Below are 25,569 nucleotides of genomic sequence, written 5' to 3' on the forward strand. Positions count from 1 at the left end.
TCTGCCATGGCGTGTCCCTCAACCGAACTTGAACAGGATGCCGTGGCCGCCGCGCGGGTAGTCCCACTCGATGTTCTGGTGATCGGTACAGAGAATGCGGCAACTGCCGCACTCGAGGCAGCCGTCGGTGATCAACGTCACCGCGCCGTTGCCTTCGGCCTTGTAGCACGACGCGGGGCAGACGAAGGTGCAACTCTTCGCGCTGCACTCGCTCAGGCAGACGTCGGCATCCTTGATGCGGATGTGCGGCCGTCCTGCATCGACGCGGTAACGGTTCTGGAACAGCTTGTCCTCTACGTTGACGGGTAGGGTGCTCATCGGAAGGCCCTCAGGAGTTTGTAGGCGTCACCCACCATGCCGGCAAGCGAACGGGCTTTGCGGAAGCTCGAAAAGATTTCGCGCTCCTTGCTTTTCTTGTCTTTGCCGTCGACCGTGATCATCGTGCGCGCGGCGCGCGCCACGAGGTCGGGGTAGGTCGTGAAGAACTGCGGATTCTGGTGCAGCACGGCCGGCATGTCGCGGTACTTGTGCAGGTCTTTCATCACGAAGCTCTGATCGAGCGCGGCCTTGTAGGCCTTGAGCGTGCCCGCGCGGTAGCCGTGACCCGCAGCTTTCGCGTGAATCACCGTTTCGGCGGCGAGGCGCCCTGTGGTCATCGCGAGATTCGAGCCTTCGCGGTGCGCGGCGTTCACGAAGCCACCCGAGTCGCCGACGATCATCCAGCCGTTGCCGTAGACCTGCGGGATCGCGTGAAAACCGCCTTCCGGAATCAGATGCGCGCAATACTCCTTCATCTCGCCGCCCGCGATCAGCGGTGCGATCGACGGGTGCCGCTTCATCTTTTCGAGCAGCACGTAGGGGCTCGTGCGGTTGGGGTTTTTCTTGAAGTCGCTTAGCATGCAGCCCACGCCGATGGTGAGCGATTCCTTGTTGGTATAAAGGAAGCCGGTGCCCATCATGCCGTCGGTGATCCTGCCGGCCATCTCGATCACGACGCCGTCGTCCTCGCCGATGTTGAAGCGCTGGCGGATCGTCTCCTCGGGCATGAAGAGAATCTCCTTGACCGCGAGCGCGACGTTGCCGGCCTCGATCTCTCCATGAAAGCCCGCCTTGCGCGCGAGCGTCGAATTCACGCCGTCGGCGAGCACCAACACGTCCGCGTAGACATCGCCATGCTCGCGATCGCACTGCACACCGACGACCTGATCGCCGTCCATGATGAGTTCCTTCACCGTGGTCTCGCAGATCAGCAGTGCGCCGGCTTCGCGCACTTTCGATGAAAACCACTTGTCGAACTGCGCGCGGATGATCGTGTAGCGGTTGTAGGGCGGCTTGTTGTACTCCTCGCTGCGCATATGGGTGCCGACAAACGACGTGTCGTCGAGCATCCACATCCGCTGCTCGATGATGTGGCGCTCCAGCGGCGCATCGTCGCGGAAGTCCGGGATGATCTCTTCGAGCGCCTTCGCGTACAGGATCGCGCCCTGCACGTTCTTACTGCCGGGATATTCGCCGCGCTCGATCTGCAGCACTTTCAGGCCTGCCTTGGCCATCGTGTAAGCGGCGGCGTTGCCGGACGGACCGGCACCGACCACGATCGCATCGAACTGTGAAGGTTTTTTCATCGTGATTCTCCTGAGAAAATGCCGGGCCGCCCCAAGTTTTCCGCCCCGAAGGAAGTCCCCCTGGGGGATCGCACCCCCTCGGGGGGCCTGGCGCGCAGCGACAGGTCTGGGGGCGCTCCTCAGGCAGCCTGTTTGCGGCGCCGGGACAAATGCTCCGCAAAAGCCTGCGTCAGCGCGGGCAACACTTGCAGCGCGTTGCCGACAATGCCGTAGTGCGCGAAATCGAAGATCGGCGCGTTCGGGTCGGTGTTGATCGCCACGATTACGTCCGCGCTTTCCATGCCCACGCGGTGCTGGATCGCCCCGGAGATGCCGGCGGCAATGTAGAGCTTGGGCCGCACCGTCTTGCCGGTCTGTCCTACCTGGCGTTCCGCTTCGACCCAGCCGGCCTGCACGCAGGGCCGGGTCGCGCCCACTTCGCCGCCGAGCAGATTCGCCAGTTCGAACACCAGCTTGAAGTTCTCCGGATTCTTCAACCCCTTGCCGCCGCTGACGATCACGTCCGCATAGGGCAGGTTGATCCGGTTGCTGCTCGCGTCAGGGATAAAGTCGAGCAGCCGCGTGACGATGTCCGTCTCGATCATCCCCAGCGTTGCCTGGACGATGTTGCCGGTGCGCGCGGTGTCACGCGGCGGCATCGGCATCACGCGCGGACGCACCGTTGCCATCTGCGGACGGTACGCGAGCGTCATGATCGTGCACAGCAGCGAGCCGCCGAAGGTGGGGCGCGTCGCCGCCAGCGCGCGCGAGGCGGGATCGATGTTGAGTTCGGTGCAATCGGCGGTCAGCCCGGTCAGGAGCGTCGTGGCTACGGAGCCGGCGAGGTCGCGGCCCATCGACGTCGCGCCGAGCAGCAGGATCTCGGGCTGATGCCGGTTGACGAGATCGGTCAGCCCCTTCGTGAACGGCTCGTTGCGGTAGCCGTGCAAGACCGGGTCGTGGACGATGTAAGCATCGTCCGCGCCGTAAGTGAAGGCTTGCGCGGCGAACTGTTCGAGCGGTTCGTCCGCGCCGCCGAGCACGGCGACGCCCACGCGGCTGCCGAGCGTGTCGGCCAGTTTGCGCGCTTCACCGAGCAGTTCCCACGAGACGCTGTGCACATGTCCGCGGTCGTGCTCGATAAAGACCCAGACGCCTTTGTAGGCCTTCAGATGTTCCGGCAGTTCGAGGTTGCGTCCTGCGCGGCCGGCAGGTTTCTTCGCGGGGGCGGCGGGTGCGTTCATGATCCCTCCTTCATCAGCAGGTCGGCTTCCAGGGTGGGATGGCGCGTGAAGATCTTCTGCAGCAGGTTCACCGACACGTCGCGCAGACTCGATGCGTCGAGATCGAGCAGCTCGGCTTTCTCGCTGCGCGGCGTCGGGCCGAAGACCTTGCTGACCACCGTCGGCGAGCCCTTCAGGCCGATCTTGCTGAGGTCTTCGATGCCGGCCTGTTCGCGGTTCCATTTGCGCACCGGATAGCCGGCCGCGTGAATCATCGCGGGCAGCGTCGCGAAGCGCAGTTCGTTGGTGTTCTCCAACATCGTGATCAGGCACGGCAGCGCGGTCCTGAGCACCTGCACGCCGCCCTCGGCGCGTCGCTCGACGGTAATCGTGCGCGCGTCGAGATCGGTCTCGACGATGCGCGACACGTAGGTCAGCAGTTGCAGCCCGAGGCGTTTGGCGATGCCGGGGCCGACTTGCGCGGTGTCGCCGTCGATCGTCTGCTTGCCGGTGAACACGATGTCCACCGCCTGCTCCTTCGCGATCTGCTGGATGCCTGCCGCCAGCGCGTACGACGTAGCCAGCGTGTCCGCGCCCGCGAACGCACGGTCGGTGACCAGCACGGCGTCGTCGGCGCCGAAGCTGATGCACTTGCGCAGCGCATCCTCGGCCTGCGGCGGCCCCATGCAGAGCATCGTGACCCTGCCGCCGAAGCGGTCCTTCAGCCGCAGCGCTTCTTCGAGTGAAAACAGGTCGTACGGGTTGACGATCGCCGGGACGCCCTGGCGCATGATCGTGTTGGTGACCGGATGAACGCGGATCTGCGCCGAGTCCGGGACCTGCTTGATGCAGACGACGATGTGCATGGTCTTGCTCCGCCTGTCAGGCAACGGTGCGCGCGGGCAGCGACGCGCGCAGACTGTCGAGTGAAACGTGCTGCCGCCCATGGGTGTCCTGGAACACCTTGAACACTTTTTCCTGGGCCGGCGTCGAAGTGACGAAGTCGCCGTAAGCCTTCAGCAGCAGCGCGTGATACGACGCGAACAGCGCGGGCTCGTCGCTTTCCGGCAGCGCGTCCTGTTGCCGGATGTACTGGAAAAAGCGCTTGAGGATATGCAGCCGGCTCACGTTGACGACCTTCTGGTCGAACGGAATGCCGAAGAACTGCAGAAAGTCCTCGGCTGAGGACAGCGCCTTGAGTTGCTGGACAAAGCTTTCCATCGCGTTTACTCCTCGCAAGCGGATGAGGATGGGGGTGGGGAGAACGTCAGCTCGGCGCAGTACCTGTCGCAGGCGCCGCTCGTGGCGCACGGCGGTGTCGTGCCCGACGGTTCGGGGTGCGCGACGCGCTTCGTGACGCCGGCCACGTCGTCGCTCATGACAATTCCCCGGCGGTGTCGCGCACCTCGATCAGGAAGCGATACAGGTCGGCGGCGCTGGGCGCCTGCTTGTGCTGGGCCGCATGGTGGCGGATACGGCTGAGCAGCAGCGCGACAAGCGTTTCGCTGACGGGCAGGCCGAGCGCGTCATAAGCCTGGCGCACGCTTTGCGAACCCGAATGCTTGCCGAGCACGACCGAGCGCTCGCGGCCGAGTTCGGCGGGATCGAAGCTCTCGTAAGTCGAGGCATTCTTCGCGAGCCCGTCTGTGTGGATGCCGGACTCGTGCGTGAATACGCCGCCGCCCACAATGCTCTTGTTCAGCGCGACCTGGCGTCCTGAAGCCCGCTCGACGAGCCGCGAGATGCTCAATAGCGCGGTCGTGTCGACGCCGGTGTCGCGGCCCATGATATGGCGCACACCCATCACGATCTCCTCCAGTGCGGCATTGCCGGCGCGTTCGCCCAGACCGTTGACGGTGGTGTTGGCGTGGGTTGCGCCGGCGCGCAGTGCGGCGAGGGTGTTCGCGGTCGCGAGCCCGAGGTCGTTGTGCGCGTGGATTTCGATTTCCAGATCGACCGCGTCGCGCAGTCGCGCAATCGCTTCATAGGTCGAAAACGGATCGAGGACGCCGAGCGTGTCCGCAAAGCGGATGCGTTGCGCGCCGCACTGTTGCGCGCGCCGCGCCACGTCGGCGAGGAACGCGGGGTCCGCGCGCGAGGCATCCTCCGCGCCCAGCGAAACCTTACGGCCGCTTTTGACGGCGGCGCTGATCACGCGATTCACCTGCGCCAGCACCCATGAGCGGGGCTGGCGCAACTTGTGTTGAAGGTGGATATCGGAAACGGGAATCGACAGGTGGATGATGTCGGGATTACAGCGCAGGGCCGACGCCAGGTCCGCGTCGGTGAGACGGCCCCAGACCATCAGATCGGCGTCGAGATTCAGCGCGACGATGGTCTGGATGCAATTGATTTCCTCGGCACCCATCGCAGGGATGCCGATTTCAAGCTCGGGTACGCCGACGCGTGCGAGCGCCTCGGCAATCGCGCATTTTTCGGCAACCGTGAAGGCGACGCCAGCGGTCTGTTCGCCGTCGCGCAGCGTGGTGTCGTTGATGATCGGATTCGACATGAGAAGTTGTCCTTTTGGCCTTTGATCACACTGTTTGCAAGTGCTGTGCCATGCGTGGTTGTCTTGTATTGGCGCCTGCAGTGGGTGCTTTCCGGGATTCATCGGTGTTCCGATGAAACGGTCGCAACGAAGACCTGTCGCGAATGTCTTGTTTCGAACAGCCAGGTGAAGCGATGAACGCAGCACTGCAGAAAGCGCTGCCAAACGCGATGCCAAACGCGATGCCCAACGCGATGCGCGCGATCAGCCAAGCGGCGCTGACGGGATCAACGCGATGCATCCCCTCAATGCTCGCGCGCGAGGTTGCGTGTATGTCGCGGCAGTTCGATCGTCAGGTCGGCGTCGCGCAGCTTCACGCAGCATGCGAGACGCGATTGCGCGTCGAGGCCCCACGCATGGTCGAGCTGGTCGTTCTCCTCGTCGTCAGGAGGCGCCAGCGACGCACCGCCTTCGCGCACGTACACATGGCAGGTGGCGCACGCAGCGACCATCTCGCAAGCGTGCTCGATCGCGACGCCGGACGCGAGCAGGCTCTCGCACAGCGACGTGCCGCGCCGCACGTCGAGGTCCTGTCCGTGCGGGCAGAGATCGGGGTGGGGAAGAATGCGGATGCGCGGCATGGGGTCGGGTTCCCGGCTCAGACGAGGGTATCGAGGTTGCGTCCGGCGAGTGCGTTGCGGATCGACGCGTTCATGCGCCGTGCAGCGAACTCTTCGGTCACGGACGCGAGACCCGTCGACGCAGCCTTGAGCAGATCGACGGGCGCAGCGGTCTCCAGCGCCTCGCCGACCTGGAACATCGCGCGCCGCACGGCTGCCAGTTCGTCGGCGGACAGCAGCGCAGCATCGCTGTCCAGCGCGGCTTCGGTTGCATCGAGCAGACGGCGTGCGTCGATCTGCGCTTCGCGCAACGTGCGCAACTGCATGTCGGGCAGCGACGCCTCGATGGCCTGCTGCAGCATCGCGGCGATCTCGATGTCGGTCAGTCCGTAGGACGGCTTGACCTCGACTTGCGTCTCGATGCCGGTGGTCTGTTCCCGCGCGGTGACCGCGAGCAGGCCGTCCGCGTCGATCTGAAAGCTCACGCGCACGCGCGCCGCTCCGGCAACCGCCGGCGGGATACCGCGCAACTCGAAGCGGGCGAGCGAACGGCAGTCCGCGACGCTCTCCCGTTCGCCCTGTACGACATGCAACGACATCGCCGTCTGTCCGTCCTTGAACGTGGTGAACTCCTGCGCGCGCGCGGTCGGCAGCGTGGAATTGCGCGGGATGATTTTCTCGACCAGCCCGCCCATCGTTTCGATGCCGAGCGACAGCGGACAGACGTCCAGCAGCAGCCAGCCGTCGCCATTGCCGTTACCGGCCAGCACATCAGCCTGGATCGCCGCGCCGAGCGCGACCACCTGGTCGGGATCGATGTCGGCGAGCGGTTCGCGACCGAAAAATTCCTGCACGGCGTCCCGCACCAGCGGCATCCTCGTCGAACCGCCGACCAGCACCACGCCGTCGATATCGGCAATGCCGAGCTTCGCGTCGCGCAGCGCGCGCCGCGTAGCGGCGAGGGTCCGTGCGACGAGCGCGGCGCCCAGTTCGGCGAACTGCGCTCGCGACAGCGCCGCGTGCCAGATGCTGCGATCGGCCTGCGCGAGCGCGATGACCGCCGTCCCGGCCTGCGACAACGCCTCTTTCGCCGCGCGTGCGGCCATCATCAGACTGCGCTGCGCCGACGGAGCCAGCATGGCGAGGCTGGCGACACCGTGCCGGTTGCAGAACCACTGCGCGATGGCGCGATCGAAGTCGTCGCCGCCGAGGGCCGAGTCGCCGCCAGTGGCCAGCACCTGGAACACGCCCTTCGACAACTGCAGGATCGAGATGTCGAAGGTGCCGCCGCCGAGGTCGTAGATCGCGAACACGCCTTCGGCTGCGTGGTCGAGGCCGTACGCGATCGCGGCGGCAGTCGGTTCGTTGAGCAGCCGCAGCACCGTCAGGCCAGCGAGGCGTGCCGCGTCCCGGGTTGCCTGGCGCTGCGCGTCGTCGAAATAGGCCGGCACCGTGATGACGACGCCCGCCAGTTCGCCGCCCAGCGACGCTTCGGCGCGTACCCGCAAGGTCCGCAGAATGTCAGCCGACACCTGCACGGGCGAGCGCTCGCCGGCAGCCGTGGCGAGTCCGACCATGCCCGTCTGGTCGACGAAGCGGTAGGGCAGTGAGTCGGCTTCCGGCAGGTCGGCCAGGCGCCGTCCCATGAAGCGCTTGACCGAAACGATCGTGTTGACCGGGTCCTCGGCCTGGCGCGTCTGCGCCGGGCGGCCGACCTCCGGCTCAGCGGCTCGCGTGTAGCGCACGACCGACGGCAACAGCCATGCACCGTCCTCATCGGGCAATGCCCGGGCCACCGCGCTCTGCACGGTGGCGACCAGCGAGTTCGTGGTGCCGAGGTCGATCCCCGCCGCCAGACGGTGCTGGTGCGGCGCGGCGCTTTGTCCGGGTTCGGCGATCTGCAGGAGGGCCATGTGCGCGTCCTTGTGCTCGAGTGTCAGACCGCGAAGCTTTCGCCGCAACCGCAGTTCGCCTTGGCGTTCGGGTTGTGGAACTTGAAGCCTTCGTTGAGCCCTTCACGCACGAAGTCGAGTTCCGTGCCGTCGAGCATGGTCAGGCTGCGCGGATCGACGACCACGGTCACGCCGTGCGCTTCGAAGCGCTGGTCCTCGTCGTTGGCCGCGTCGACGAATTCCAGCGCGTACGCGAAGCCCGAGCAGCCGCTCGTCTTGACCGCGACGCGCAGTCCTATGCCGCTGCCGCGTTTGCGCAGCGATTTCTCGACATGCCTCGCGGCGGCGGGCGTCAGTGAGATTGCCATGATTGCCTCACACGGAAAACGAGCTGCCGCAGCCGCAAGTGCTCTGCGCGTTGGGATTGTGAATGACGAAGCGCGAACCTTCGAGGCCGTCTTCATAGTCGACGCGCGCGCCGGGCAGGTATTGCAGGCTCATCGAATCGACCAGCAGCGTGACACCGTCGGTGACGGTCTGCATGTCGTCGTCCGCCACCTGGTCGTCGAACGCGAAGCCGTACTGAAAGCCCGAGCAGCCGCCGCCGGACACGTACAGCCGCAGCTTCAGGTTGGGATTGCCTTCTTCCTCGATCAGCGAGGCGACTTTCGCGGCGGCTTGAGGCGTGAATTCGAGCAGACCGGGCATGACGCCGGAGGTGGCGGGAGCAGGTTGGGCGAGCGTTTCCATGGAGGTTCCTCTCAGGCTTTGAATTGGTTCAGTTCGGGTTGGACGAGCAGGCCGGTTGCTCGGCGAGTTGCAGGCCGTCGGCTGCTGCGCCTTGAATCGCCTGACGTGAGCGAAAGTCGGCTACGGCCGCCTTGATCGCGTCCTCGGCGAGAATCGAGCAGTGGATCTTGACCGGTGGCAGCGCCAGTTCCTCGGCGATCTGCGTGTTCCTGATCGCGAGCGCTTCGTCGAGCGTGCGGCCGCGCACCCACTCGGTGACGAGCGAACTCGACGCGATCGCCGAGCCGCAGCCGTAGGTCTTGAACTTCGCATCTTCGATGACGCCTTCGCTGTTGACGCGAATCTGCAGCCGCATCACGTCGCCGCACGCCGGCGCGCCGACCATGCCGGTGCCGACGTTCGCGGCGTCCGGATCGAACGCGCCGACGTTGCGGGGGTTCTCGTAGTGATCGATGACCTTGTCGCTGTATGCCATGAGGTGCTCCGCGCAGGTTGTTGAATGCTCGAGTATTCGGGTGTCCATGTGCTCAGGTGGAGCGAGCACGTCAGTGCTCTGCCCACTGGATCGTCTGCAGGTCGACGCCGGCCTGCACCATGTCCCAGAGCGGGCTCATCGCGCGCAGCCGGGATACGACCTGGGTGATCAGATCGATCGTGAAGTCGATCTCGTCGGCCGTGGTGAAGCGGCCGATCGAAAAACGGATCGAGCTGTGCGCGAGTTCGTCGTTGCGGCCCATCGCCCGCAGCACGTAACTGGGTTCGAGGCTCGCGGACGTGCAGGCCGAGCCCGACGAAACTGCAACTTCCTTGATCCCCATCAACAGCGATTCGCCTTCGACGTAGTTGAAGCTCGCGTTGAGATAGTGGGGCGCGCGGCGCCCGGCATCGCCGTTGAGTTCCACCGCGTCGATCTTCTGGAAGCCGCTCCACAGCCGGTCGCGCAGCGCCTGAATGCGCGCGTTGTCGGACGCCATGTTTTCGCGCGCGAGCCAGAACGCCTCGCCCATGCCGACGATCTGATGCGTGGGCAGCGTCCCGGAGCGCATGCCGCGCTCGTGGCCGCCGCCATGCATCTGGCACGCGATCCGCACGCGCGGCCGGCGGCCCGCATACAGCGCGCCGATGCCTTTGGGACCGTAAATCTTGTGAGCCGAGAACGACATCAGATCGACCGGCAAGGCGGCGAGATCGATCGGCACCTTGCCGGCGGCCTGGGCGGCATCCACGTGCAACAGGACGCCGCGGGCGCGGCAGAGCGCGCCGATCGCGGCGATGTCCTGGATCACGCCCGTCTCGTTGTTGACGAACATCACCGACGCCAGCACGGTGCCCGGCTTGAGCGCCGCTTCGAACACGGCGAGGTCCACGAGGCCGCTTTCCTGCACCGGCAACACCGTGACCTCGAAGCCTTCGCGCTCGAGTTCGCGCATCGTGTCGAGCACCGACTTGTGCTCGGTCGCGAGCGTCACCAGGTGATTGCCTTTGGCGCGATGAAAGTGCGCCGCGCCCTTGATCGCGAGGTTGTTCGATTCGGTCGCGCCCGAGGTCCAGACAATCTCGCGCGGGTCCGCGTTGACGAGCGAGCTGACCTGCTCACGGGCCAGTTCGACCGCTTCCTCGGCGACCCAGCCATAGGCGTGCGAACGGCTGGCGGGATTGCCGTACATCTCGGTCAGGTAGGGCAGCATGCGTCTGACCACACGCGGATCGACCGGCGTGGTGGCGGCATGATCCAGGTACACGGGGTTGGCGCCGCGCGGACGGAGGCCGGTGCTGACGCGTTGGAGATCCGACATCACAGGCTCCTGAAGGCTGGGTAGTACGACCTTCAGGGCAACTTCCATGCCACCGGACTTTCATGCCTGAGTGGCCTCTTTCAGCGGGGTCGCTGTGGTCTTGCTGTGGTCTCGCTGTTGTCTTTGTATCGATGCGCGCGACGAACGAGGATTCCCGCTGTTCTCTTTGTCGGATTTGTCGTTCCGCACGCGGGATTGACATGCACGATCGCTGAATCGTCAGGCGTAGAAATTGCTTGATTCCGATGCTGTGCCTTTGCGTCGATCTAGCGCCTTGCGCTGGTGCATCGAAAGCGCGCAGCGCACGAAGGAGAAATCCATGGTGAACATTCAGGCAGCCGTTGCCCGGCAAGCGCTGGACGGCGTCTACGAGGTGAGCAAGACGCTGGTTTCGTCGCTCGATGTGGCAAAAACCTTCCGCGAGTCCCTGAACTATCTTGTGCACACGATGGAGTGGCGGCGCGCTTTTGTGGTGCTGGCCGAACCCGACGGTCAACTGCGCGGCCTGTGCGCCGCGGGTCTTTCGCGCGACGAGCAGCAGCGTCTGCAGTTTCGTCCCGGCGAAGGCATCGTCGGCCGCGCGTTCAAGAGCGGCATCGGCGTGATCGTGCCGGACGTGAACGATGAGCCGGTGTTCCTGAATCGCACCGGCGGCGCGGACCAGATGCCGGGGGTGTGCATCGCGATGCTCGCGACGCCGATCCACGCCGACCGGCGCACGCTGGGTGTGCTCGCCGTCGACTGTGTGAATCCCGGTGCCAGCCGGCTGTTCGCCGACGATCTGCATCTGATGAAGATCGTCGCGACGCTGATGGGGCAGGCGTTGCTGCTCCAGCGCAGCGTCAGCGCGGCGCACGACAGCATGCAGGATGAAGTCAGACGCATGCAGAAGGCGATCAAGCCCGCTCAGCAGATCGACCAGGTGGTCGGCGTCTCGGCGGCGATGCAGGCGGTGTTCGCCCAGGTTCGCCAGGTCGCTCCGGCGCGGACCACCGTGCTGCTGCGCGGCGAGAGCGGCACCGGCAAGGAGGTCATCGCGCGTGCGATCCACAATCTGTCGCCGCGCAGCGGCGAGGCGTTCGTGCGGGTCAATTGCGCGGCGTTGACGGAATCCCTTCTGGAGAGCGAACTGTTCGGCCACGAGAAGGGCGCGTTCACCGGTGCGCAGGGGCAGCGCAAGGGCCGTTTCGAACTGGCGCACGGCGGCACGCTGTTCCTCGACGAAATCGGCGACATTTCGCCGTCGTTTCAGGCCAAGCTGCTGCGCGTGCTGCAGGAACGCGAGTTCGAGCGTGTCGGCGGCACGACGCCGGTGAAGGTCGATGTGCGTCTGATTCTCGCCACCAACCGCAACCTCGAGCGGATGGTGAAGGCCGGCGAATTTCGCGCCGATCTCTACTACCGTATCAACGTGGTCAGCATCGAATTGCCGCCGCTGCGCGAGCGGCGTGAAGATATTCCGGCGATGGCGCAGCACTTTCTCGCCCGTTTCAACCGCGAAAACTCGCAGTCGCTGCGCTTCGACACCGAAGCGATGCGGGTCCTGACGAGCTGCTATTGGCCCGGCAACGTGCGTGAGCTGGAGAACTGTGTCGAGCGCACGGCGACCATGACGCGTGACGGCGTGATCGACCGGTTCAAGTTCCTGTGCCAGGAGGATCGTTGCCTGACGAAGGTGCTGCACTACATCGAGCGCGAAGATGCCGTGCGTCCCGCGCGGCTGGCTGACATTCCGATCACCGAAGTGCCGTCGTCGCAGCCGCCGTACGGGCATCACGATCTGGATGCACCGTCGGCGCCGGCTGCCTGGTCCGGCGGCACGGCCACGGACGTTGCCGCTGAGCTGGACCCGGCGACGGACGACCGCACGTTCGCGACATCGCAAGCCGGGAAGCCGGAAGGCGAACGCGAGCGGTTGATCTGGGCGATGGAACGTTGTGGCTGGGTGCAGGCGAAGGCGGCGCGGCTGCTGGGCATCACGCCCCGGCAGATGGGCTATGCGCTGCATAAATACGCTATTGAGGTTCGCCGCTTCTGACCAGGGTGGAAGGCTTCGCCCGCACAGTGTGAGATTTGTCGCAACACCGACACGACGCAACGAAATTGTGGGGATTCGTCGGTGCCTCGATCATACAGAACTGCGAAATATCGGCTGAGGCGTTGATTCAAGGCGTTCTTGCCGAGTGGCATGGATCTGGCTTTATAGCCTGCGCGCGGCCGCTGTCGGTTGCGAGGAGATATCCATGCAAGCGAGTTCAAATGCGGGCGACTTGCCCGCAGCTGCCTATATCGGCATCGGCCAGATCAAACCTCTCGGCGTGAAGATCGAGGTGCCGTCCACCGGTGGCGGCTGCGGTACGCACGGTGGCGAGGGCAAGGCCAGTTGCGGCTCGTCGGATGGTCCCGACGACATGCCGGCGGAGATCTGGGAGAAGGTCAAGAATCATCCGTGCTACTCGGAAGAAGCCCACCATCACTATGCGCGCATGCATGTGGCGGTGGCGCCGGCTTGCAACATCCAGTGCAACTACTGCAACCGCAAATATGACTGCTCGAACGAGTCGCGTCCCGGCGTGGTCTCGCAGAAGCTCACGCCGGAACAGGCGGTCAAGAAAGTCGTTGCGGTCGCAAGCGAGATTCCGCAGATGACGGTGCTCGGCATCGCCGGCCCCGGCGATTCGCTGGCGAGCCCGAAGAAAACCTTCGAGACGTTCCGGATGCTGCAGGAGCAGGCACCGGACATCAAGCTGTGCCTGTCGACCAACGGCCTCGCGCTGCCCGATCTCGTCGACGAAATCTGCAAGTACAACATCGACCACGTGACGATCACCATCAACATGGTCGACCCGGCGGTGGGCGAGAAAATCTATCCGTGGATTTTCTGGGAGCACAAGCGCGTGACCGGCTACGAAGCGGCCCGCATCCTTCATGAGCGGCAGATGAAGGGTCTCGAGATGCTCACCGCACGCGGCGTGCTGACCAAGATCAACTCGGTGCTGATTCCCGGCATCAACGACGAGCACCTGATCGAGGTCAACCGCGAGGTCAAGAAACGCGGCGCGTTCCTGCATAACATCATGCCGCTGATCTCGGAGCCCGAGCACGGCACCCACTTTGGCCTGAGCGGCCAGCGCGGACCGACTGCGCAGGAACTCAAGGCCGTGCAGGACGCCTGCATGGGCGGCGCCAACCTGATGCGCCATTGCCGCCAATGCCGCGCGGATGCGGTCGGCCTGCTGGGCGAGGACCGCAGCGAGGAATTCACGCTCGACAAGATCGAGCAGATGGAAGTGGTCTACGACCTCGAGCGCCGCCGTGAATATCAGCAGCGCGTCGAAGCCGAGCGTCAGGCTCAGCACGACGCGAAGCAGGAAGCGCTGGCTGTCTCTCGCGAGATCGACGTCGCCGACGACATGAAGGTGCTGGTTGCGGTTGCAACGAAGGGCGGCGGCCGGGTCAACGAGCACTTCGGTCACGTCACCGAGTTTCAGATCTTCGAGGTCTCGGCCGCCGAAGCGCTGTTCGTCGGCCATCGCCGGGTGGACCTGTATTGCCAGGGCGGCTACGGCGACGACGAGCAACTGCCGTCGGTGGTGCGTGCAATCAACGACTGCCACGCGGTGCTGGTCGCGAAGATCGGCGCGTGCCCGAAGGACGAACTGGCGCAAGCCGGTATCGAACCGGTCGATCAGTACGTCGGCGAATTCATCGAAAAGGCGGCGCTCGCCTGGTTCAACGACTACCGCAGCCGCATCGCCAGCGGTGCCATCGTGCACCAGGACCGCGGCGATGCTTCGATCCGCCAGGGCGCTTACACCTCGTCAGGCTCAGCAGCGTGACCCCCCACATTCTTAAAGACAGGACACCAGGAGAACTGCCATGGCCCTCAAGATTATTGCGTCCACCTGTACGGGCTGCTCGGCCTGCGAACCGGAATGCCCCAACGTCGCGATCAGCGAGAAAGGCGGCATCTTCGTGATCGACCCCAAGAAATGCACCGAATGCGAAGGCCACTTCGACGACCCGCAGTGCGTCGCCGTGTGTCCCGTGGACGGCTGCATCGTTCAGGTCTGAGTCCGGCTCGTCGCCGGGCCGGCCATTCATCCATCAGGAGACTGCGCATCATGCTGTCCAACGTAACTGTCACAAGCGCCGCCGAGAAGTTCATGCGCCGTATCGTGCGCTTTTCGGGTCTGCCGGCTGGCGCTGGCTTTCGGCTGGTGGTGAGCGCCGGCGGCTGTTCCGGCTATAGCGCGGAATTCACCGCCGAGCCGGCGCTGCAAGCGGGCGAACAGGAACTCGACGTCAACGGCCTGCGGGTATTCCTGCCGGCCGAGAGCCGGCTGATGCTCGAAGGCGTGACGATCGATTTCGCCGACACGCCGACCCAGTCCGGTTTGACCTTCTTCAATCCGAACCAGGCGGCCTGCGGTTGCAGCAGTGCGGAGTCGGCGCCGCCAGGCGTGGCGACCATCGAGATCGGCGCGATCGGCCGCGGGCGTCCGCCGCTGCCGCGTCAGGTCTCCTGAAGAGGAGCGATGGCGATGGATACCGGCGATCGTGTTCTCGACGATGCCATGACCGCGCCCGCGGCGGCAGTCGAACGAGATCACGAGCTTGATGACCACCGGACAGACGCAACGATCAGCAGGAGTGGACCATGGCTGACATCAACCGCGACGACGACCTGATCGAGGTCGCGTTTCCCCCGCGCTTCAACTATGGCGAGCGCGTGATCGCTCGCTCGGTGATCCGCAACGATGGCACGTACAACGGCAAGGACATCGGCGAAGTGCTGGTGAACAAGGGCGAGATCGGCTACGTCACCAGCATCAACACCTTCCTGCAGCAGTTCTACATCTATGCGGTGGATTTCGTCGACAGCGGCCACCGTGTCGGCATGCGCGCGAAAGAGCTATGCACGCTCGACAACCTGCCCGACGACGTGCTGCAAGGTCTGGGCGAGCGGGCCGAAGCGCTACGCAAGATCGGCACGCGGGTTCAGCCGGAAACGTCGCAACCGCAGGAGCCATCGGCATGAGCATCGAACCGGTTCAGCCCGCTTATCAGTGGGGCATGCGCGTGATCGCGCTGGACGACCTGTGCAACGACGGCAGCTTCCCTGAGCGCGGCGAGGACGAATGTCTGGCCGAGGCGGGTACGGTCGGCGAAATCGTCAATGTCGGCCAGCTGGTGGAGAGCGGCGAGCCGGTCTATCTGGTGGAGTTCGGCAACCGCGTTGTCGGATGCACGGAGGATGAGATTGCGCCTGTGCCCGCTGGCCTGCTATCCGAACAAGGAGCCATGTCATGACGGTTCGGGCTAACGCGCCGGAAGCGGCGCCGCGGCGCGACGGCTTGTGCGCGGGCCGCCTGTTCGACCTGACCCGGCGCCAGATCGAGCAGGCGCTGCGCGAGCGTACCCGCTATCGCTATGTGGTGCCGCGTGTGCTGCGCGAGGGGCAGGGGTTTCGTATCGAGAGCCCGTGCTGTTCGCGCAATGTCGACGCGAACGGCGGGTTGATCGACATCGCCTGGCTCACGCGCGATGAAGACGGCATGTGGCACCTGAGCGCGCGCGATCACGCGTCGCACCGGTGGATGCCCCAGCACGAGAGCACCGATCTGGCCGAACTGCTGGACGCGCTGTGCATCGACCGCGAACGTGTGTTCTGGCCTTGAAGCAAACCAACGGAGCCGGGCGATGATCTATCTCGACCACAACGCAACCACGCCGCCGGCCCCTGCCGCGGCGCAGGCGATGCTGTCCATCCTGACCGATGTGTGGGGCAACGCGTCGTCGCAGCATGCGCTCGGGCAGCAGGCGAAGGGTGCGCTCGCGGCGGCCCGCGCGACGATCGCGCGAACGCTCGGTTGCAAGCCGGCCGAGCTGGTGTTCACCAGCGGCGCCACCGAGGCCAATCACCTGGCGGTATGCGGGTTGCACGCGGCGGCGCCGGAGGGCCGGCACCGTGTCGTATTCAGCGCGGTCGAGCATGCAGGGCACCTGAAGCTGGCGCGTGCGCTGGCTGCGCGCGGCGTGGCGGTCGATTACATCGCCGTACGGCCCGGCGGCACGCTGGACCTCGACAGCGCCGCCGCACTGATCGGACCCGACGTCGCGGTGGTCTCGCTGATGGCGGCCAACAACGAGACCGGTGTATTGATGCCGGTCGCCGAAGTACGCGACCTCGTGCACGCGGCCGGCGCGCGCCTTCATGTCGATGCGACGCAGTTCATCGGCAGGCTGCCGTTCGATTTCGCGCAGAGCGGGATCGATGCGGTGTCGCTGTCGGCTCACAAGCTGCGCGGGCCGAAGGGCATCGGCGCACTGCTGGTGCGCCACGGCGTGACGCTGGTGCCGCAGGTACCGGGCAGCCAGGAGCGGCAGCGGCGCGGCGGCACCGAGAACCTGCCGGCCATCGCCGGTTTTGCGGCGGCGCTCGAGCGTGTCAGCGACGTGGCGAGCGAAGCGGCGCGCGTGGCCGCGCTGCGCGACGCACTGGAGCAAGGGCTGCGGCGTGCGCTGCCGGACGTCCACGTTTATTCGGCGCAGGCATCGCGCCTGCCCGGCACCAGCTACCTGCGCTTCGGCCAGCTTCCCGCCGAGGTCGTGTTGCAGCGGCTCGAGCGGCTGGGTGTCGCCGCGTCGTCGGGCTCGGCCTGCTCGTCGGGCGGCAGCGAGCCTTCGCATGTGCTGACAGCGATGCGCGTGCCGCGCGATGAGGCACTGGCGGCGGTGCGGCTGTCGCTCGGCGAAACCACCACAGCGCAGGACATCCAGTACGTGCTCGCCCATCTGCCGCCGCTGCTTCGTCCGCTGCTGGAGGAAGCAGCGCATCCCGCTCGAGCCTCGCTTGAACCTGTCGTCAATCTCCGGAGTCCGCATCCATGAAAGTCATGATCCGCAAGGACAGCAAGGGCGCGCTGAGCGCCTACGTGCCAAAGAAGGACCTGGAGGAGCCCATTGTCGCGATGGCGCTGCCCGGGATGTGGGGCGGTCTCGTCACGCTCGCGAACGGCTGGCAGCTCGAATTGCCTTCGATGGCCGACGACACGCCGCTGCCCATCACCGTTGAAGCGCGGCGCATCGCCGGCTCGGGAGACTGAGATGAAACGACCCCCACGCTCACTTCGTTCGCTGTCGACAGGAGTTGGCGCTTTAGCGCTTACTCCTGTCCCATGCAAAGCTCCCCCCGAGGGGGCTCTCAGTGCACTTGGGGCGGCCCGGCGCGCACTGAGATGAGCGTCACGCCGGAACAACTGCACAACGCCGGCGCACTGATCGGCGCGGCGCCGACGCTGCGGGACGCCGCCGCGCAATGCCGCCAACGTCATCCCGAAGTGCGCACGCTGCTGGTCGACGCGATGGACATGCGCGACGAGACCGCCGCGCTGAAACTGGGCGCGCGCAGCGTCTATCTCGCGGCGTCGAATGGACATTGCTGGTCGATCACGCAGCGGCCCGAAGAGGCCGATGCGTTGATCCTGACCGAGGACGAGGCTCATGGAAATCGATGAGATCGCGCTGAGCGAACCGGCTTGCGCGGCGCGCGAGATCAACTTCGTCAACGCCGTGCTGCAGTCCTCGCGCTGGAGCGACGGACCGATGCTCGACTCGTTCGAGCGCGCGTTCGCCAGCTGGGTGGGCCGCACGCATGCGGTCGCGGTGGCGAGCGGCACGCTCGCGACCTGGATTGCGTTGCGCGCGATGGGGATCGGCCCGGGCGACGAGGTGGTCTGCGCATCGCACACCTGGCACCAGGTGGCGCAGGCGATCACGCTGGCGGGAGCCGTGCCGGTGTTCGCCGACATCGACTACTGGAGCGGTTGTCTGAGCGCCGAAAAAGCCACGCGGAAGATTGGCCCTCGCACGCGCGCGATCCTCGCCGGCAATACCAATGGTCACCCAGCCGCGTGGGGGCCGCTGCGGGAACTGGCCGACGCGCATCGCTTGCGGCTGATCGAAGACAGCACCGAGGCGCTCGGCTCGCGCTACCGCGGCCGCAACGCCGGCTGTTTCGGCGACGTGTCCGTTTTCGACTTTTCCGGCCCGTCCGCGCTGTGCACAGGGGCGGGCGGCATGCTCGTCACCGACGATGATGAACTCGTCCACGAACTGCGCTATCTGCGCGAGCGGCGCGTCACCGACCGCGCGTCCGTTTCGGTCGGCTCGTGGGTGCCGCTGCAGGCCGGCATCAGCGATCTGACCGCCGCGCTTGGCCTCGCGCAACTGGCCGAACTCGACACGCGCCTCGCCCAGCGCAAGCAGGTCGAGACGTGGTATCACGAGCAGATGCAGAGCTTCGAAGGGATCAAGCCGCCCTACGTGGCCGAGGACGTCGAAGAAGTGAACTGGATGCTCTATGTCGTCCACCTGGGCAAGCGTTTTACGCAGAGCGCGCGTGCCCAGATGATCGACGACATGAAATCCTGCGGCATCGAGACGGCGCCTTACAGCCATCCGCTGCATCAGCAGTTCCACTACATGAACGCGGGCGATGCGATCGGCCGCAAGCGCGGTCTGTTGCCCGACACCGAGCGCATCGGCGACCGCGCGCTGGCGCTGCCGCTGCACACGCTGCTCGACGCCGACCAGGTCAAGTACATCGTCAAGACGCTGAAAGACACCGCGACCAACGTGGGCGCCGGCGCCGCCATTTATCTTTGAGGCTCACTCCATGACCGTTTCAGTCCAGACCATCGCTCGCCAGCTCCAGGGCGGCGGCGTCATTCCCTACCTTGGCCCGGCGCTGCTCGCGCTGTGTCCCGATTCGGCCGTGCCCGCCACGCCCGGCGCACTGGCCGAGATCATGACCGCGAAAGTCAGCGTGCCGCACAAGATCCGCAAGCGGCTTACCCAGGCGGCGCAATTCATCGAGAACTTCAAGCATCGCAAGTCGGTGGTGAACCTGATGAACGATGCGTTCGCCACCACGCCGGCGCCGTCGGCGCTGCACCTGGTGCTCGCGGCCAGCGGCGCGGGGCTGTATGTCGACTGCTGGTACGACGACACGTTTGCCACCGCCCTCGACGAGGCGCGGCCGCAAGGCGGCTGGGTTCAGGTGCAGGGTTTGTCGCAGTCGGAACATTTCGGCCAGTGGTTTGGCGCGTATGCGCCGGACGGCGCCTTCCTGCATGCGGTGCCGGCCTCGGGCGCGCTGCTCTACAAGCCGATCGGCGGCCACGCGCCCGCGTCGAACTACCTGGTCTCCGACAGCGACTTCGTCGAAGTGCTGACCGAGATCGACATTCAGACGCCGATTCCGCCCGCGGTGCAGGCATGGCGCAGCGGCCGCAGCTTTCTGTTTCTGGGCTGCCGTTTCGACGACCAGCTCACGCGCAGCTTCGCGCGCCAGATCATGAAGCGTTCTTCCGACACGCACTGGGCCGTGCTGCCCGACGAGCCGACGCGGATGGAAGCGCGCTTTCTCGAAGAGCAGCGCATCACGCGCATCGCGATGCCGCTGGCCGGATTCGCCGAAGCGTTGGTGGATGCGTTGCAACCCGCCTTGGCCGCGTGAAGCGTGGCCGCTTATCCGTTGTTCTTTCTCCGTCGCCTTTTATCAAGCTCACCATCATGACTACACTGACCGTACTGCCTTCGGGCAAGACCTATGACGTCGCCGCCGGCGCGACCCTGTTGCAGGCACTGCTCGCCGTCGGCGAGCGCATCGCGCACAAGTGCGACGGCAAGGCCGACTGCGGATCGTGCCACCTGTTCGTACAGGAAGGGCGCAAGAGCCTGTCGAAGATCCAGCGGCTCGAAAACGACAAGCTCGATACGCTCGTCGGCATCGGCTCCAAGTCGCGCCTCGCGTGTCAGGCCGTGCTCGGCGAAGAGCCGGTGACCGTCGAACTGCTGAGCTTCGTCTGAGCGGCGAGATGACCACGATCGAATCGCTGGTGGCCGACGTGGCCATCATCGGCGCGGGTCTCTGCGGCCTCGCGCTGGCGCGCGCACTGCATGCGCAGGATATTTCCGTCGTGGTCATCGAAGCGCGCGATCTCGCGGCCGCCTGGCGCGAGTTCGCGCTCGAATTGAACGCGCGTCTCGTGCACGCCTGCCCGGACATTGATCCTGCGGCGGTGCCGGCATGACCCGCAGCGCCGCGATCGAAACCAGCGCGCGGCTGGCGATCATCGAGCAGTCCGGCACGGCGGCGATGATCCTGACCGAAGGCGTGGAGCGTGACGAGTTGCTGCGTTCGCGGGGCACGCGTGCCGAGGTGCAGCGGCAGTTACGGATTCTGGCCGACAGTGCGGCGGGCATCGCCCCGGCGGTTCGGGCCGCGATGCCGGAGATCGACTGGTCCGGCTGGCAGGCGATGGGCGCGCAACTGAGACTGCCACCCGGCGCGGTGCTCGACGACGCGCTGTGGTTCGCCTGCGAAGCGCTGGTGCCGGCCACGCTGCTGTGGCTGCGGGTGCATCGCCGAAGCCAGCCGGCGCTGTTCAAGATGACGATGTGAGCCGCCGACGCGAACCGTCAAACCGGGCCTTCGTGCTGGCATCAACGGGAGCCCCGCTAGAACGCGTTGCGCTCTCCCCACGGCTGGCCGCCGCGTCCGCCCTGCGTCAGCATGGTGGTCTGGTAGACGAGATCCATGATCGATTCCCCGTTCGGCTCAGCGCAGCAGCTTGCTGCGCTCGGCCGGCGAATAGTTGCTGAGGTGCCCTTCGCGCGCCGCCTGGCGCCGCGCGGAGGAGATGATCGCGCGGCTCTTGCCGGGCGCGGCCGGCGCGCTGACCTGCTTGGCGAGCGCGGTACTGCCGCATTGCGGGCAGACCGGCGTGTGGCCGGCGCGCACCAGCGTTTCGAATGCGTGGCCGCAGGCCGCGCAGCGGTAGTCGTACAGGGGCATGGTGCTCTGATCTCCGTTTCAGGTGGGTGGGGCGCAGCGGATCGCGTGTTGGTCTGCGCTGTGGGCCGTCATTGCGGCGCAGCCTTCGAGTGGCGTGTCCGGGGCCGGTGCGTGCGCGCCGAGCCCGACCCAGGCATGCACTTGGGCCGCATCGAAGCCGACCATGCGGCGCGCGTCGCACTGCATCAGCGGCCGGCGGATCAGCAGCGGTTCGGCCAGCAGCAGCGCCAACGCGGCATCGGCGTCGAGCGTTGCCGGCACGACCTCGCCCGACTTGATGCGCGGTGCCGCGCGGTTGAACCACTCGCTGACCGGCAGCGGCGCGATGAACGCCAGCAGCGCTTCGGCGGTCCACGGCCAGCTCAGCAGGTTGCGCACGTCGAGCGTGTGGCCGGCCGCGCGCAGCAGGGCTTTCTGGCGTGCATTGCCGGCGCAGCCGGGTTTTTCGTAGAAGGTGAGGTGGGCCATCGTCAGGGTTCTCAGGTTTGACGCAGCAGTTGCAGGCAGTCGAGGCTGGCCGCCATGTCGAGGGCAGTGAAGTCGTCCTGGGAGCGCACCGCCGGATCGGCGCCCAGCCCGAGCAGCGTGCGCACCACGTCGGCCTTGCCTGACGAGGCCGCGAGCATCAGGCAGGTGGCGCCGGTCGCGTTCGCATGATCGATCGGCACACCGGCCGCAGCGAGGCGCGTGACGAGTGACGGATTGCCGGTCACGCAGGCGAACCACAGCGCGTTGTTGCCGTCGTCGTTGACGGCGTCGAGCGCAACGTCGGACGCGAGCAGTTGCCCGACGACGGCCGACGCGCCGCGCCATGCGGCGGTCATCAGCGGCGTGTTGCCGTGCGCACCGCGCGCCTGCGTGCCGATGAAGCCTTCAAGCGTGAGCCACGCGGCGAGTTCGGGCGTGAGCACCTTGCCTGACGGGTTCGACCCATCGACGCCGGCCACCCACGCGCGATGGCCGCCGACCAGGTCGCATACATCGGTAAAGCCGAAGTCCGCGAACATCTGCGCCCACACCTGGCTGGCGTTGCCCTTGTAGCAATAGATCAGCACGGGCCGCTGCCGGTCGGTGCGCAGCAGCAGTGCGTCCTGGTTCCCGGGTGAGAGGCGCACGGCGCCGGGCCAGCCATCGTGTGCGTAACTGGCGGCGTCGCGCGCGTCGAGCAGCAGCGCGTCTGGCCGTCGCGCCAGCCACGCACGGAGCTCGTCGAACGTGAGGCGACGAAACACGCGTTGGCCTTTCATCTTGCGATCTCCTGCCGGCGATCGCGGCCGTACCGGGTTCGGTGCCGATGCGCTTGTTGACCGATGGCCCGCATTTCAAAGGAGCTTCGGTGCCGCGGAAATACATGGCGTGCCCGCTCCTTCCATCTGGCGCGCCGCGCGCAGCAGTTGCAGGCCGAGGTCGGCCGCCATGTCGAGCGCGCTGCGGCCATCGGGCGCGCACAGTTCCGCGCTCGCCCCATGCGCAAGCAGCATCTGCAGGACGTCGAGGCGGCCGCTCGCCGCTGCCTGCATCAGGCAGGTGATGTCGTCGTCGTTCGCATGGTCGATGGGTGTGCCGGCTTCGATCAGCCGCAGGATGGTCGCGGGGCCGCCGTGCAGGCACGCGAACCACAATGCATGGTTGCCGTCGTCATCGAGCGCGTCGGCGCGTGCGCCGAATGCCAGCAACGCTTCGACCACCGCGTCTTCGCCGTGCTGCGCAGCACGCATCAACGGGGTTTCGCCGTTCACGCTGCGCGAATGCAGATCGGGGAAGCCGTGGTACGCCAGCCAGCTGGAAAGTGCAGCGGGCACGATCGTTTCGAGGCGCGCATCGGCGCTCTGGGCAACCCGCCGGGGCGGGCGTTCGCGGACGACGAGGGCAGTGCCGGTGTGCATGATCATGGTCGCGTTCGGGTGCAAGGGAACATCGGTGGGTGCAGCCGCGTGGGCGGCTGCCGTCGGGACCCGCGCTTCAGACGGGGCGGTTCTCGTTGGGGTTGCGCACCGGCCCCATCAGTTCAAGTCCTTCGCTGTAGGTGATCGTGTCGAAGGTCACGTCGAACCTGATGGCCGCGTCCGCTACCGCATCGAGCTTGCCGCCTGTGTCCTTCTTCTTCAGTTCGTTCTTTTCCAGGTACAGCAGTTCGAGCATTTCGTTGTAGACGGTGGACTCGAGAATCGGCAGCACATAGAACATCGCGCCCTTGTACGGCACCTGATACCGCTTGCTCAGGTCGATGTTGTCGCAAAACAGAAAGTATTTGCCACCCGCCGACAGCGTGTCGCCGAGCACCTCGGCCACGTCCTTCAGATGCTCGAAGCTCAGCAGATACCCGGCGAAGAACGGCAAGTGCTTCTCGCCGATCGTCGCGAAGGCCATCACCTGATCGCAGGTCAGCTCCGGCGGCCGCGCTTCGTCGGCGAGCTTCGGGGCAAAGCGCAGCGCGAGCTCGCCGCGGAAGCCGACCCGGCCGAACTTGTTCGTCAGCCCCTTGAGCACCGGGTTGAGCAGACGGCCTTCGTGTTCGAGACGGGCGAACGCGGTGTCGTCGATCTCCTTGTGGGCGAGCGTTTCGGTCATCACAGATCCTTGGGTTAAACAGCGTTGAAGAGGGATTCACGTCTGCGTGTTGCGCATCCAGTCGGCGGTTTTGAAAAACGCCTGCATCAGTTCGTCGCGCAGCGCCGGATCGACACCCGTCTCGTCGAGCGCGGCGCGCATGCAGGCCAGCCATGCATCGCGTTCGGCGCTGCCGATCGCGAATGCCGCATGACGCATGCGCAGCCGTGGATGGCCGCGCTGTGCCGAGTACCGTTTGCCGCCGCCGAGCCATTCGCACAGATACAGCACCAGCACGGCCTTCGTCGACGACAGGTCCGGGTGATGCATCGCGCGAATGCGTTGCGCGTCGGACCGCGTATCCATGTGCCGATAGAAGTTGTCGACCAGACGGATGACGACAGGCTCGCCGCCTAGACGGTCGAAGTGCGTCTCGCGTGGCAATTGCAGCGAGGAGTGGGTGGCAGGTGTGTCCATGGTGCGATCAATGCAATAACCGAACCAGGCTGAATCCAGGCCATCACCGGGCCATCACCAGGCGAAAACGCGGCGATTGGCCGGCTGCATGCAGGCCAATGCGACAGAAATCGCCCGACAAACGCGTCCGAACGGTTTGATTCGCGACGAAGTTCGCGTGGTTTGTCGCGAAACCGACAAGACAAAACAGGCGTCCGGAAAAGTCCCGAACGAACCGTGCAGCGCGGCGGGACGGACGCGACGCAGTACCGCCGGCGACATGGCACGGAAGCTGCATTTGGGGTCCAGCGCGGACACAGGTCCGGCCGATGCGTGACTCGATATAAGAAGACCCATACAGGCACGACAGGCTGACATGGTCGCGGTTACGCAACCCTGGTTTCAACCCTTCTTCCTGAATGGAGAAATGCAATGTCCAAACTTCGGCAAATCGCGTTCTACGGTAAAGGTGGCATCGGCAAGTCGACCACCTCGCAGAACACCCTGGCAGCCCTGACCGAACTCGGCCAGAAGATCCTGATCGTCGGCTGCGATCCCAAGGCGGACTCGACCCGCCTGATCCTGCACGCAAAGGCGCAGGACACCATCCTGTCGCTGGCGGCCGAAGCCGGCTCGGTGGAGGACCTCGAACTCGAGGACGTGATGAAGATCGGTTACCGCGACATCCGTTGCGTGGAGTCCGGTGGCCCGGAACCGGGCGTCGGCTGCGCGGGCCGTGGCGTGATCACCTCGATCAACTTCCTCGAAGAAAACGGCGCCTATGACGGCGTGGACTACGTGTCGTACGACGTGCTCGGCGACGTGGTGTGCGGCGGCTTCGCGATGCCGATTCGTGAAAACAAGGCGCAGGAAATCTACATCGTGATGTCCGGCGAAATGATGGCCATGTACGCGGCCAACAACATTTCGAAGGGCATTCTGAAGTACGCGAACAGCGGCGGCGTGCGCCTGGGCGGCCTCGTGTGCAACGAGCGTCAGACCGACAAGGAACTCGAACTCGCCGAAGCGCTGGCGAAGATGCTCGGTTCAAGGCTGATTCACTTCGTGCCGCGCGACAACATCGTGCAGCACGCCGAGCTGCGCCGCATGACGGTGATCGAGTTCGCGCCGGAATCCAAACAGGCGGAAGAGTACCGCCAGTTGGCCACCAAGGTGCACAACAACGCGGGCAACGGCACGATCCCGACGCCGATCACGATGGATCAACTGGAAGACCTGTTGATGGAACACGGAATCATGAAGTCCATCGACGAATCGCAAGTCGGCAAGACCGCGGCGGAGCTGACTGCCTAAGCGGGCGCC

Annotated in this window: 34 protein-coding genes; 16 read left to right on the forward strand and 18 right to left on the reverse strand. The window is 65.6% G+C overall.

Annotated features, from left to right (window positions below; all coding sequences use genetic code 11):
* Positions 1 to 18: 18 nt before the first annotated feature.
* The 12 genes from AC07WT_RS24590 to AC07WT_RS24645 all read right to left on the reverse strand — a co-directional run bounded on the left by AC07WT_RS24590 (position 19) and on the right by AC07WT_RS24645 (position 10,376).
* Entirely contained in the window at positions 19 to 318 is a 300-nt protein-coding gene (locus AC07WT_RS24590) for a ferredoxin family protein (RefSeq protein WP_492593497.1), read from the reverse strand.
* Positions 315 to 1,625 carry an FAD-dependent monooxygenase gene (locus AC07WT_RS24595; RefSeq protein ID WP_494948941.1) on the reverse strand — a complete coding sequence of 437 codons (1,311 nt, stop codon included), beginning with the start codon at positions 1,623 to 1,625 and terminating at the stop codon, positions 315 to 317. Before AC07WT_RS24595 ends, AC07WT_RS24590 begins: the two co-directional genes overlap by 4 nt.
* 119 nt (positions 1,626 to 1,744) lie before the next feature.
* Positions 1,745 to 2,848 (reverse strand): electron transfer flavoprotein subunit alpha/FixB family protein, encoded by a 1,104-nt coding sequence (locus AC07WT_RS24600; RefSeq protein ID WP_494948942.1) that lies wholly within the window; start codon positions 2,846 to 2,848, stop codon positions 1,745 to 1,747.
* A complete protein-coding gene (locus AC07WT_RS24605; RefSeq protein WP_494948943.1) occupies positions 2,845 to 3,693 on the reverse strand; it encodes an electron transfer flavoprotein subunit beta/FixA family protein in 849 nt (282 codons plus the stop codon). The genes AC07WT_RS24600 and AC07WT_RS24605 overlap by 4 nt, the downstream gene beginning before the upstream one ends.
* A gap of 16 nt (positions 3,694 to 3,709) precedes the next feature.
* Positions 3,710 to 4,048 (reverse strand): nitrogenase stabilizing/protective protein NifW, encoded by a 339-nt coding sequence (nifW, locus tag AC07WT_RS24610; protein ID WP_492593493.1) that lies wholly within the window; start codon positions 4,046 to 4,048, stop codon positions 3,710 to 3,712.
* A 154-nt stretch (positions 4,049 to 4,202) separates the two neighbouring features.
* Positions 4,203 to 5,339 carry a homocitrate synthase gene (gene nifV, locus AC07WT_RS24615; protein ID WP_494948944.1) on the reverse strand — a complete coding sequence of 379 codons (1,137 nt, stop codon included), beginning with the start codon at positions 5,337 to 5,339 and terminating at the stop codon, positions 4,203 to 4,205.
* Positions 5,340 to 5,623: 284 nt separating this feature from the next.
* The gene (locus tag AC07WT_RS24620; protein WP_492593491.1) at positions 5,624 to 5,959 is read right to left on the reverse strand and encodes a 2Fe-2S iron-sulfur cluster-binding protein; all 336 of its coding nucleotides are present in this window, start codon (positions 5,957 to 5,959) and stop codon (positions 5,624 to 5,626) included.
* A gap of 17 nt (positions 5,960 to 5,976) precedes the next feature.
* The gene (gene hscA / locus AC07WT_RS24625) at positions 5,977 to 7,851 is read right to left on the reverse strand and encodes a Fe-S protein assembly chaperone HscA (protein ID WP_494948945.1); all 1,875 of its coding nucleotides are present in this window, start codon (positions 7,849 to 7,851) and stop codon (positions 5,977 to 5,979) included.
* Between the two features lie 23 nt (positions 7,852 to 7,874).
* Positions 7,875 to 8,198, reverse strand: coding sequence for an iron-sulfur cluster assembly protein IscA (iscA, locus tag AC07WT_RS24630; protein ID WP_492593489.1), 324 nt, complete (start codon positions 8,196 to 8,198; stop codon positions 7,875 to 7,877).
* A gap of 7 nt (positions 8,199 to 8,205) precedes the next feature.
* Complete coding sequence (gene erpA / locus AC07WT_RS24635; RefSeq protein WP_494948946.1) at positions 8,206 to 8,580, reverse strand: iron-sulfur cluster insertion protein ErpA; 375 nt, start codon at positions 8,578 to 8,580, stop codon at positions 8,206 to 8,208.
* A gap of 28 nt (positions 8,581 to 8,608) precedes the next feature.
* On the reverse strand, positions 8,609 to 9,055 hold the full coding sequence (gene iscU / locus AC07WT_RS24640; RefSeq protein ID WP_494948947.1) for a Fe-S cluster assembly scaffold IscU: 447 nt from the start codon (positions 9,053 to 9,055) through the stop codon (positions 8,609 to 8,611).
* 70 nt (positions 9,056 to 9,125) lie between these two features.
* On the reverse strand, positions 9,126 to 10,376 hold the full coding sequence (locus AC07WT_RS24645) for an IscS subfamily cysteine desulfurase (protein WP_494948948.1): 1,251 nt from the start codon (positions 10,374 to 10,376) through the stop codon (positions 9,126 to 9,128).
* A gap of 319 nt (positions 10,377 to 10,695) precedes the next feature.
* Here AC07WT_RS24645 and nifA point away from each other — a divergent pair, with 319 nt between their 5' ends.
* The 15 genes from nifA (at position 10,696) to AC07WT_RS24720 (ending at position 20,847) form a co-directional block, all read left to right on the forward strand.
* Positions 10,696 to 12,414: a nif-specific transcriptional activator NifA gene (nifA, locus tag AC07WT_RS24650; protein WP_494948949.1), complete on the forward strand. Its 1,719-nt coding sequence runs from the start codon at positions 10,696 to 10,698 to the stop codon at positions 12,412 to 12,414.
* Positions 12,415 to 12,619: 205 nt separating this feature from the next.
* The gene (nifB, locus tag AC07WT_RS24655; RefSeq protein WP_492593484.1) at positions 12,620 to 14,215 is read left to right on the forward strand and encodes a nitrogenase cofactor biosynthesis protein NifB; all 1,596 of its coding nucleotides are present in this window, start codon (positions 12,620 to 12,622) and stop codon (positions 14,213 to 14,215) included.
* A 40-nt stretch (positions 14,216 to 14,255) separates the two neighbouring features.
* Positions 14,256 to 14,450: a 4Fe-4S binding protein gene (locus AC07WT_RS24660; protein WP_007177249.1), complete on the forward strand. Its 195-nt coding sequence runs from the start codon at positions 14,256 to 14,258 to the stop codon at positions 14,448 to 14,450.
* A 50-nt stretch (positions 14,451 to 14,500) separates the two neighbouring features.
* Entirely contained in the window at positions 14,501 to 14,905 is a 405-nt protein-coding gene (locus AC07WT_RS24665; RefSeq protein ID WP_492593483.1) for a HesB/IscA family protein, read from the forward strand.
* A 131-nt stretch (positions 14,906 to 15,036) separates the two neighbouring features.
* Positions 15,037 to 15,417: a nitrogen fixation protein NifZ gene (locus tag AC07WT_RS24670; RefSeq protein ID WP_494948950.1), complete on the forward strand. Its 381-nt coding sequence runs from the start codon at positions 15,037 to 15,039 to the stop codon at positions 15,415 to 15,417.
* On the forward strand, positions 15,414 to 15,689 hold the full coding sequence (locus AC07WT_RS24675) for a nitrogen fixation protein NifZ (protein WP_492593481.1): 276 nt from the start codon (positions 15,414 to 15,416) through the stop codon (positions 15,687 to 15,689). The genes AC07WT_RS24670 and AC07WT_RS24675 overlap by 4 nt, the downstream gene beginning before the upstream one ends.
* Positions 15,686 to 16,057, forward strand: coding sequence for a DUF3024 domain-containing protein (locus tag AC07WT_RS24680; RefSeq protein WP_494948951.1), 372 nt, complete (start codon positions 15,686 to 15,688; stop codon positions 16,055 to 16,057). The genes AC07WT_RS24675 and AC07WT_RS24680 overlap by 4 nt, the downstream gene beginning before the upstream one ends.
* Positions 16,058 to 16,079: 22 nt before the next feature.
* Positions 16,080 to 17,270, forward strand: a complete 1,191-nt coding sequence (locus AC07WT_RS24685; RefSeq protein WP_494948952.1) for a cysteine desulfurase family protein — start codon at positions 16,080 to 16,082, stop codon at positions 17,268 to 17,270.
* Positions 17,267 to 17,485, forward strand: coding sequence for a putative nitrogen fixation protein NifT (nifT, locus tag AC07WT_RS24690; RefSeq protein WP_481362997.1), 219 nt, complete (start codon positions 17,267 to 17,269; stop codon positions 17,483 to 17,485). The genes AC07WT_RS24685 and nifT overlap by 4 nt, the downstream gene beginning before the upstream one ends.
* Positions 17,486 to 17,617: 132 nt before the next feature.
* Positions 17,618 to 17,896: a hypothetical protein gene (locus AC07WT_RS24695; RefSeq protein ID WP_494948953.1), complete on the forward strand. Its 279-nt coding sequence runs from the start codon at positions 17,618 to 17,620 to the stop codon at positions 17,894 to 17,896.
* Positions 17,883 to 19,046 (forward strand): DegT/DnrJ/EryC1/StrS family aminotransferase, encoded by a 1,164-nt coding sequence (locus AC07WT_RS24700; protein ID WP_494948954.1) that lies wholly within the window; start codon positions 17,883 to 17,885, stop codon positions 19,044 to 19,046. Before AC07WT_RS24695 ends, AC07WT_RS24700 begins: the two co-directional genes overlap by 14 nt.
* A 10-nt stretch (positions 19,047 to 19,056) precedes the next feature.
* On the forward strand, positions 19,057 to 19,899 hold the full coding sequence (locus tag AC07WT_RS24705) for an SIR2 family NAD-dependent protein deacylase (RefSeq protein WP_494948955.1): 843 nt from the start codon (positions 19,057 to 19,059) through the stop codon (positions 19,897 to 19,899).
* Positions 19,900 to 19,955: 56 nt separating this feature from the next.
* Entirely contained in the window at positions 19,956 to 20,252 is a 297-nt protein-coding gene (locus tag AC07WT_RS24710; RefSeq protein WP_492593475.1) for a 2Fe-2S iron-sulfur cluster-binding protein, read from the forward strand.
* Between the two features lie 8 nt (positions 20,253 to 20,260).
* Positions 20,261 to 20,476 carry an FAD-dependent oxidoreductase gene (locus AC07WT_RS24715; protein ID WP_494948956.1) on the forward strand — a complete coding sequence of 72 codons (216 nt, stop codon included), beginning with the start codon at positions 20,261 to 20,263 and terminating at the stop codon, positions 20,474 to 20,476.
* On the forward strand, positions 20,473 to 20,847 hold the full coding sequence (locus tag AC07WT_RS24720; RefSeq protein ID WP_492593473.1) for a ribonuclease HepT family protein: 375 nt from the start codon (positions 20,473 to 20,475) through the stop codon (positions 20,845 to 20,847). The genes AC07WT_RS24715 and AC07WT_RS24720 overlap by 4 nt, the downstream gene beginning before the upstream one ends.
* 156 nt (positions 20,848 to 21,003) lie before the next feature.
* Here the strand turns inward: AC07WT_RS24720 and AC07WT_RS24725 are convergent, their stop codons facing one another.
* From AC07WT_RS24725 to AC07WT_RS24750, 6 genes are all read right to left on the reverse strand, one after another.
* Complete coding sequence (locus AC07WT_RS24725; RefSeq protein ID WP_494948957.1) at positions 21,004 to 21,240, reverse strand: FmdB family zinc ribbon protein; 237 nt, start codon at positions 21,238 to 21,240, stop codon at positions 21,004 to 21,006.
* 18 nt (positions 21,241 to 21,258) lie between these two features.
* A complete protein-coding gene (locus tag AC07WT_RS24730; protein ID WP_494948958.1) occupies positions 21,259 to 21,708 on the reverse strand; it encodes an ArsC/Spx/MgsR family protein in 450 nt (149 codons plus the stop codon).
* 11 nt (positions 21,709 to 21,719) lie between these two features.
* Complete coding sequence (locus AC07WT_RS24735; RefSeq protein ID WP_494948959.1) at positions 21,720 to 22,487, reverse strand: ankyrin repeat domain-containing protein; 768 nt, start codon at positions 22,485 to 22,487, stop codon at positions 21,720 to 21,722.
* A gap of 75 nt (positions 22,488 to 22,562) precedes the next feature.
* Entirely contained in the window at positions 22,563 to 23,126 is a 564-nt protein-coding gene (locus AC07WT_RS24740; protein ID WP_494951036.1) for an ankyrin repeat domain-containing protein, read from the reverse strand.
* Between the two features lie 76 nt (positions 23,127 to 23,202).
* Entirely contained in the window at positions 23,203 to 23,811 is a 609-nt protein-coding gene (locus AC07WT_RS24745) for a hypothetical protein (protein WP_494948960.1), read from the reverse strand.
* A gap of 36 nt (positions 23,812 to 23,847) precedes the next feature.
* Positions 23,848 to 24,267, reverse strand: a complete 420-nt coding sequence (locus AC07WT_RS24750) for a group II truncated hemoglobin (protein ID WP_494948961.1) — start codon at positions 24,265 to 24,267, stop codon at positions 23,848 to 23,850.
* Positions 24,268 to 24,678: 411 nt separating this feature from the next.
* Here AC07WT_RS24750 and nifH point away from each other — a divergent pair, with 411 nt between their 5' ends.
* Positions 24,679 to 25,560, forward strand: coding sequence for a nitrogenase iron protein (gene nifH / locus AC07WT_RS24755; protein WP_011491824.1), 882 nt, complete (start codon positions 24,679 to 24,681; stop codon positions 25,558 to 25,560).
* Positions 25,561 to 25,569 lie beyond the last annotated feature (9 nt).

Source organism: Paraburkholderia sp. GW821-FHT02A12 (assembly GCF_059422005.1).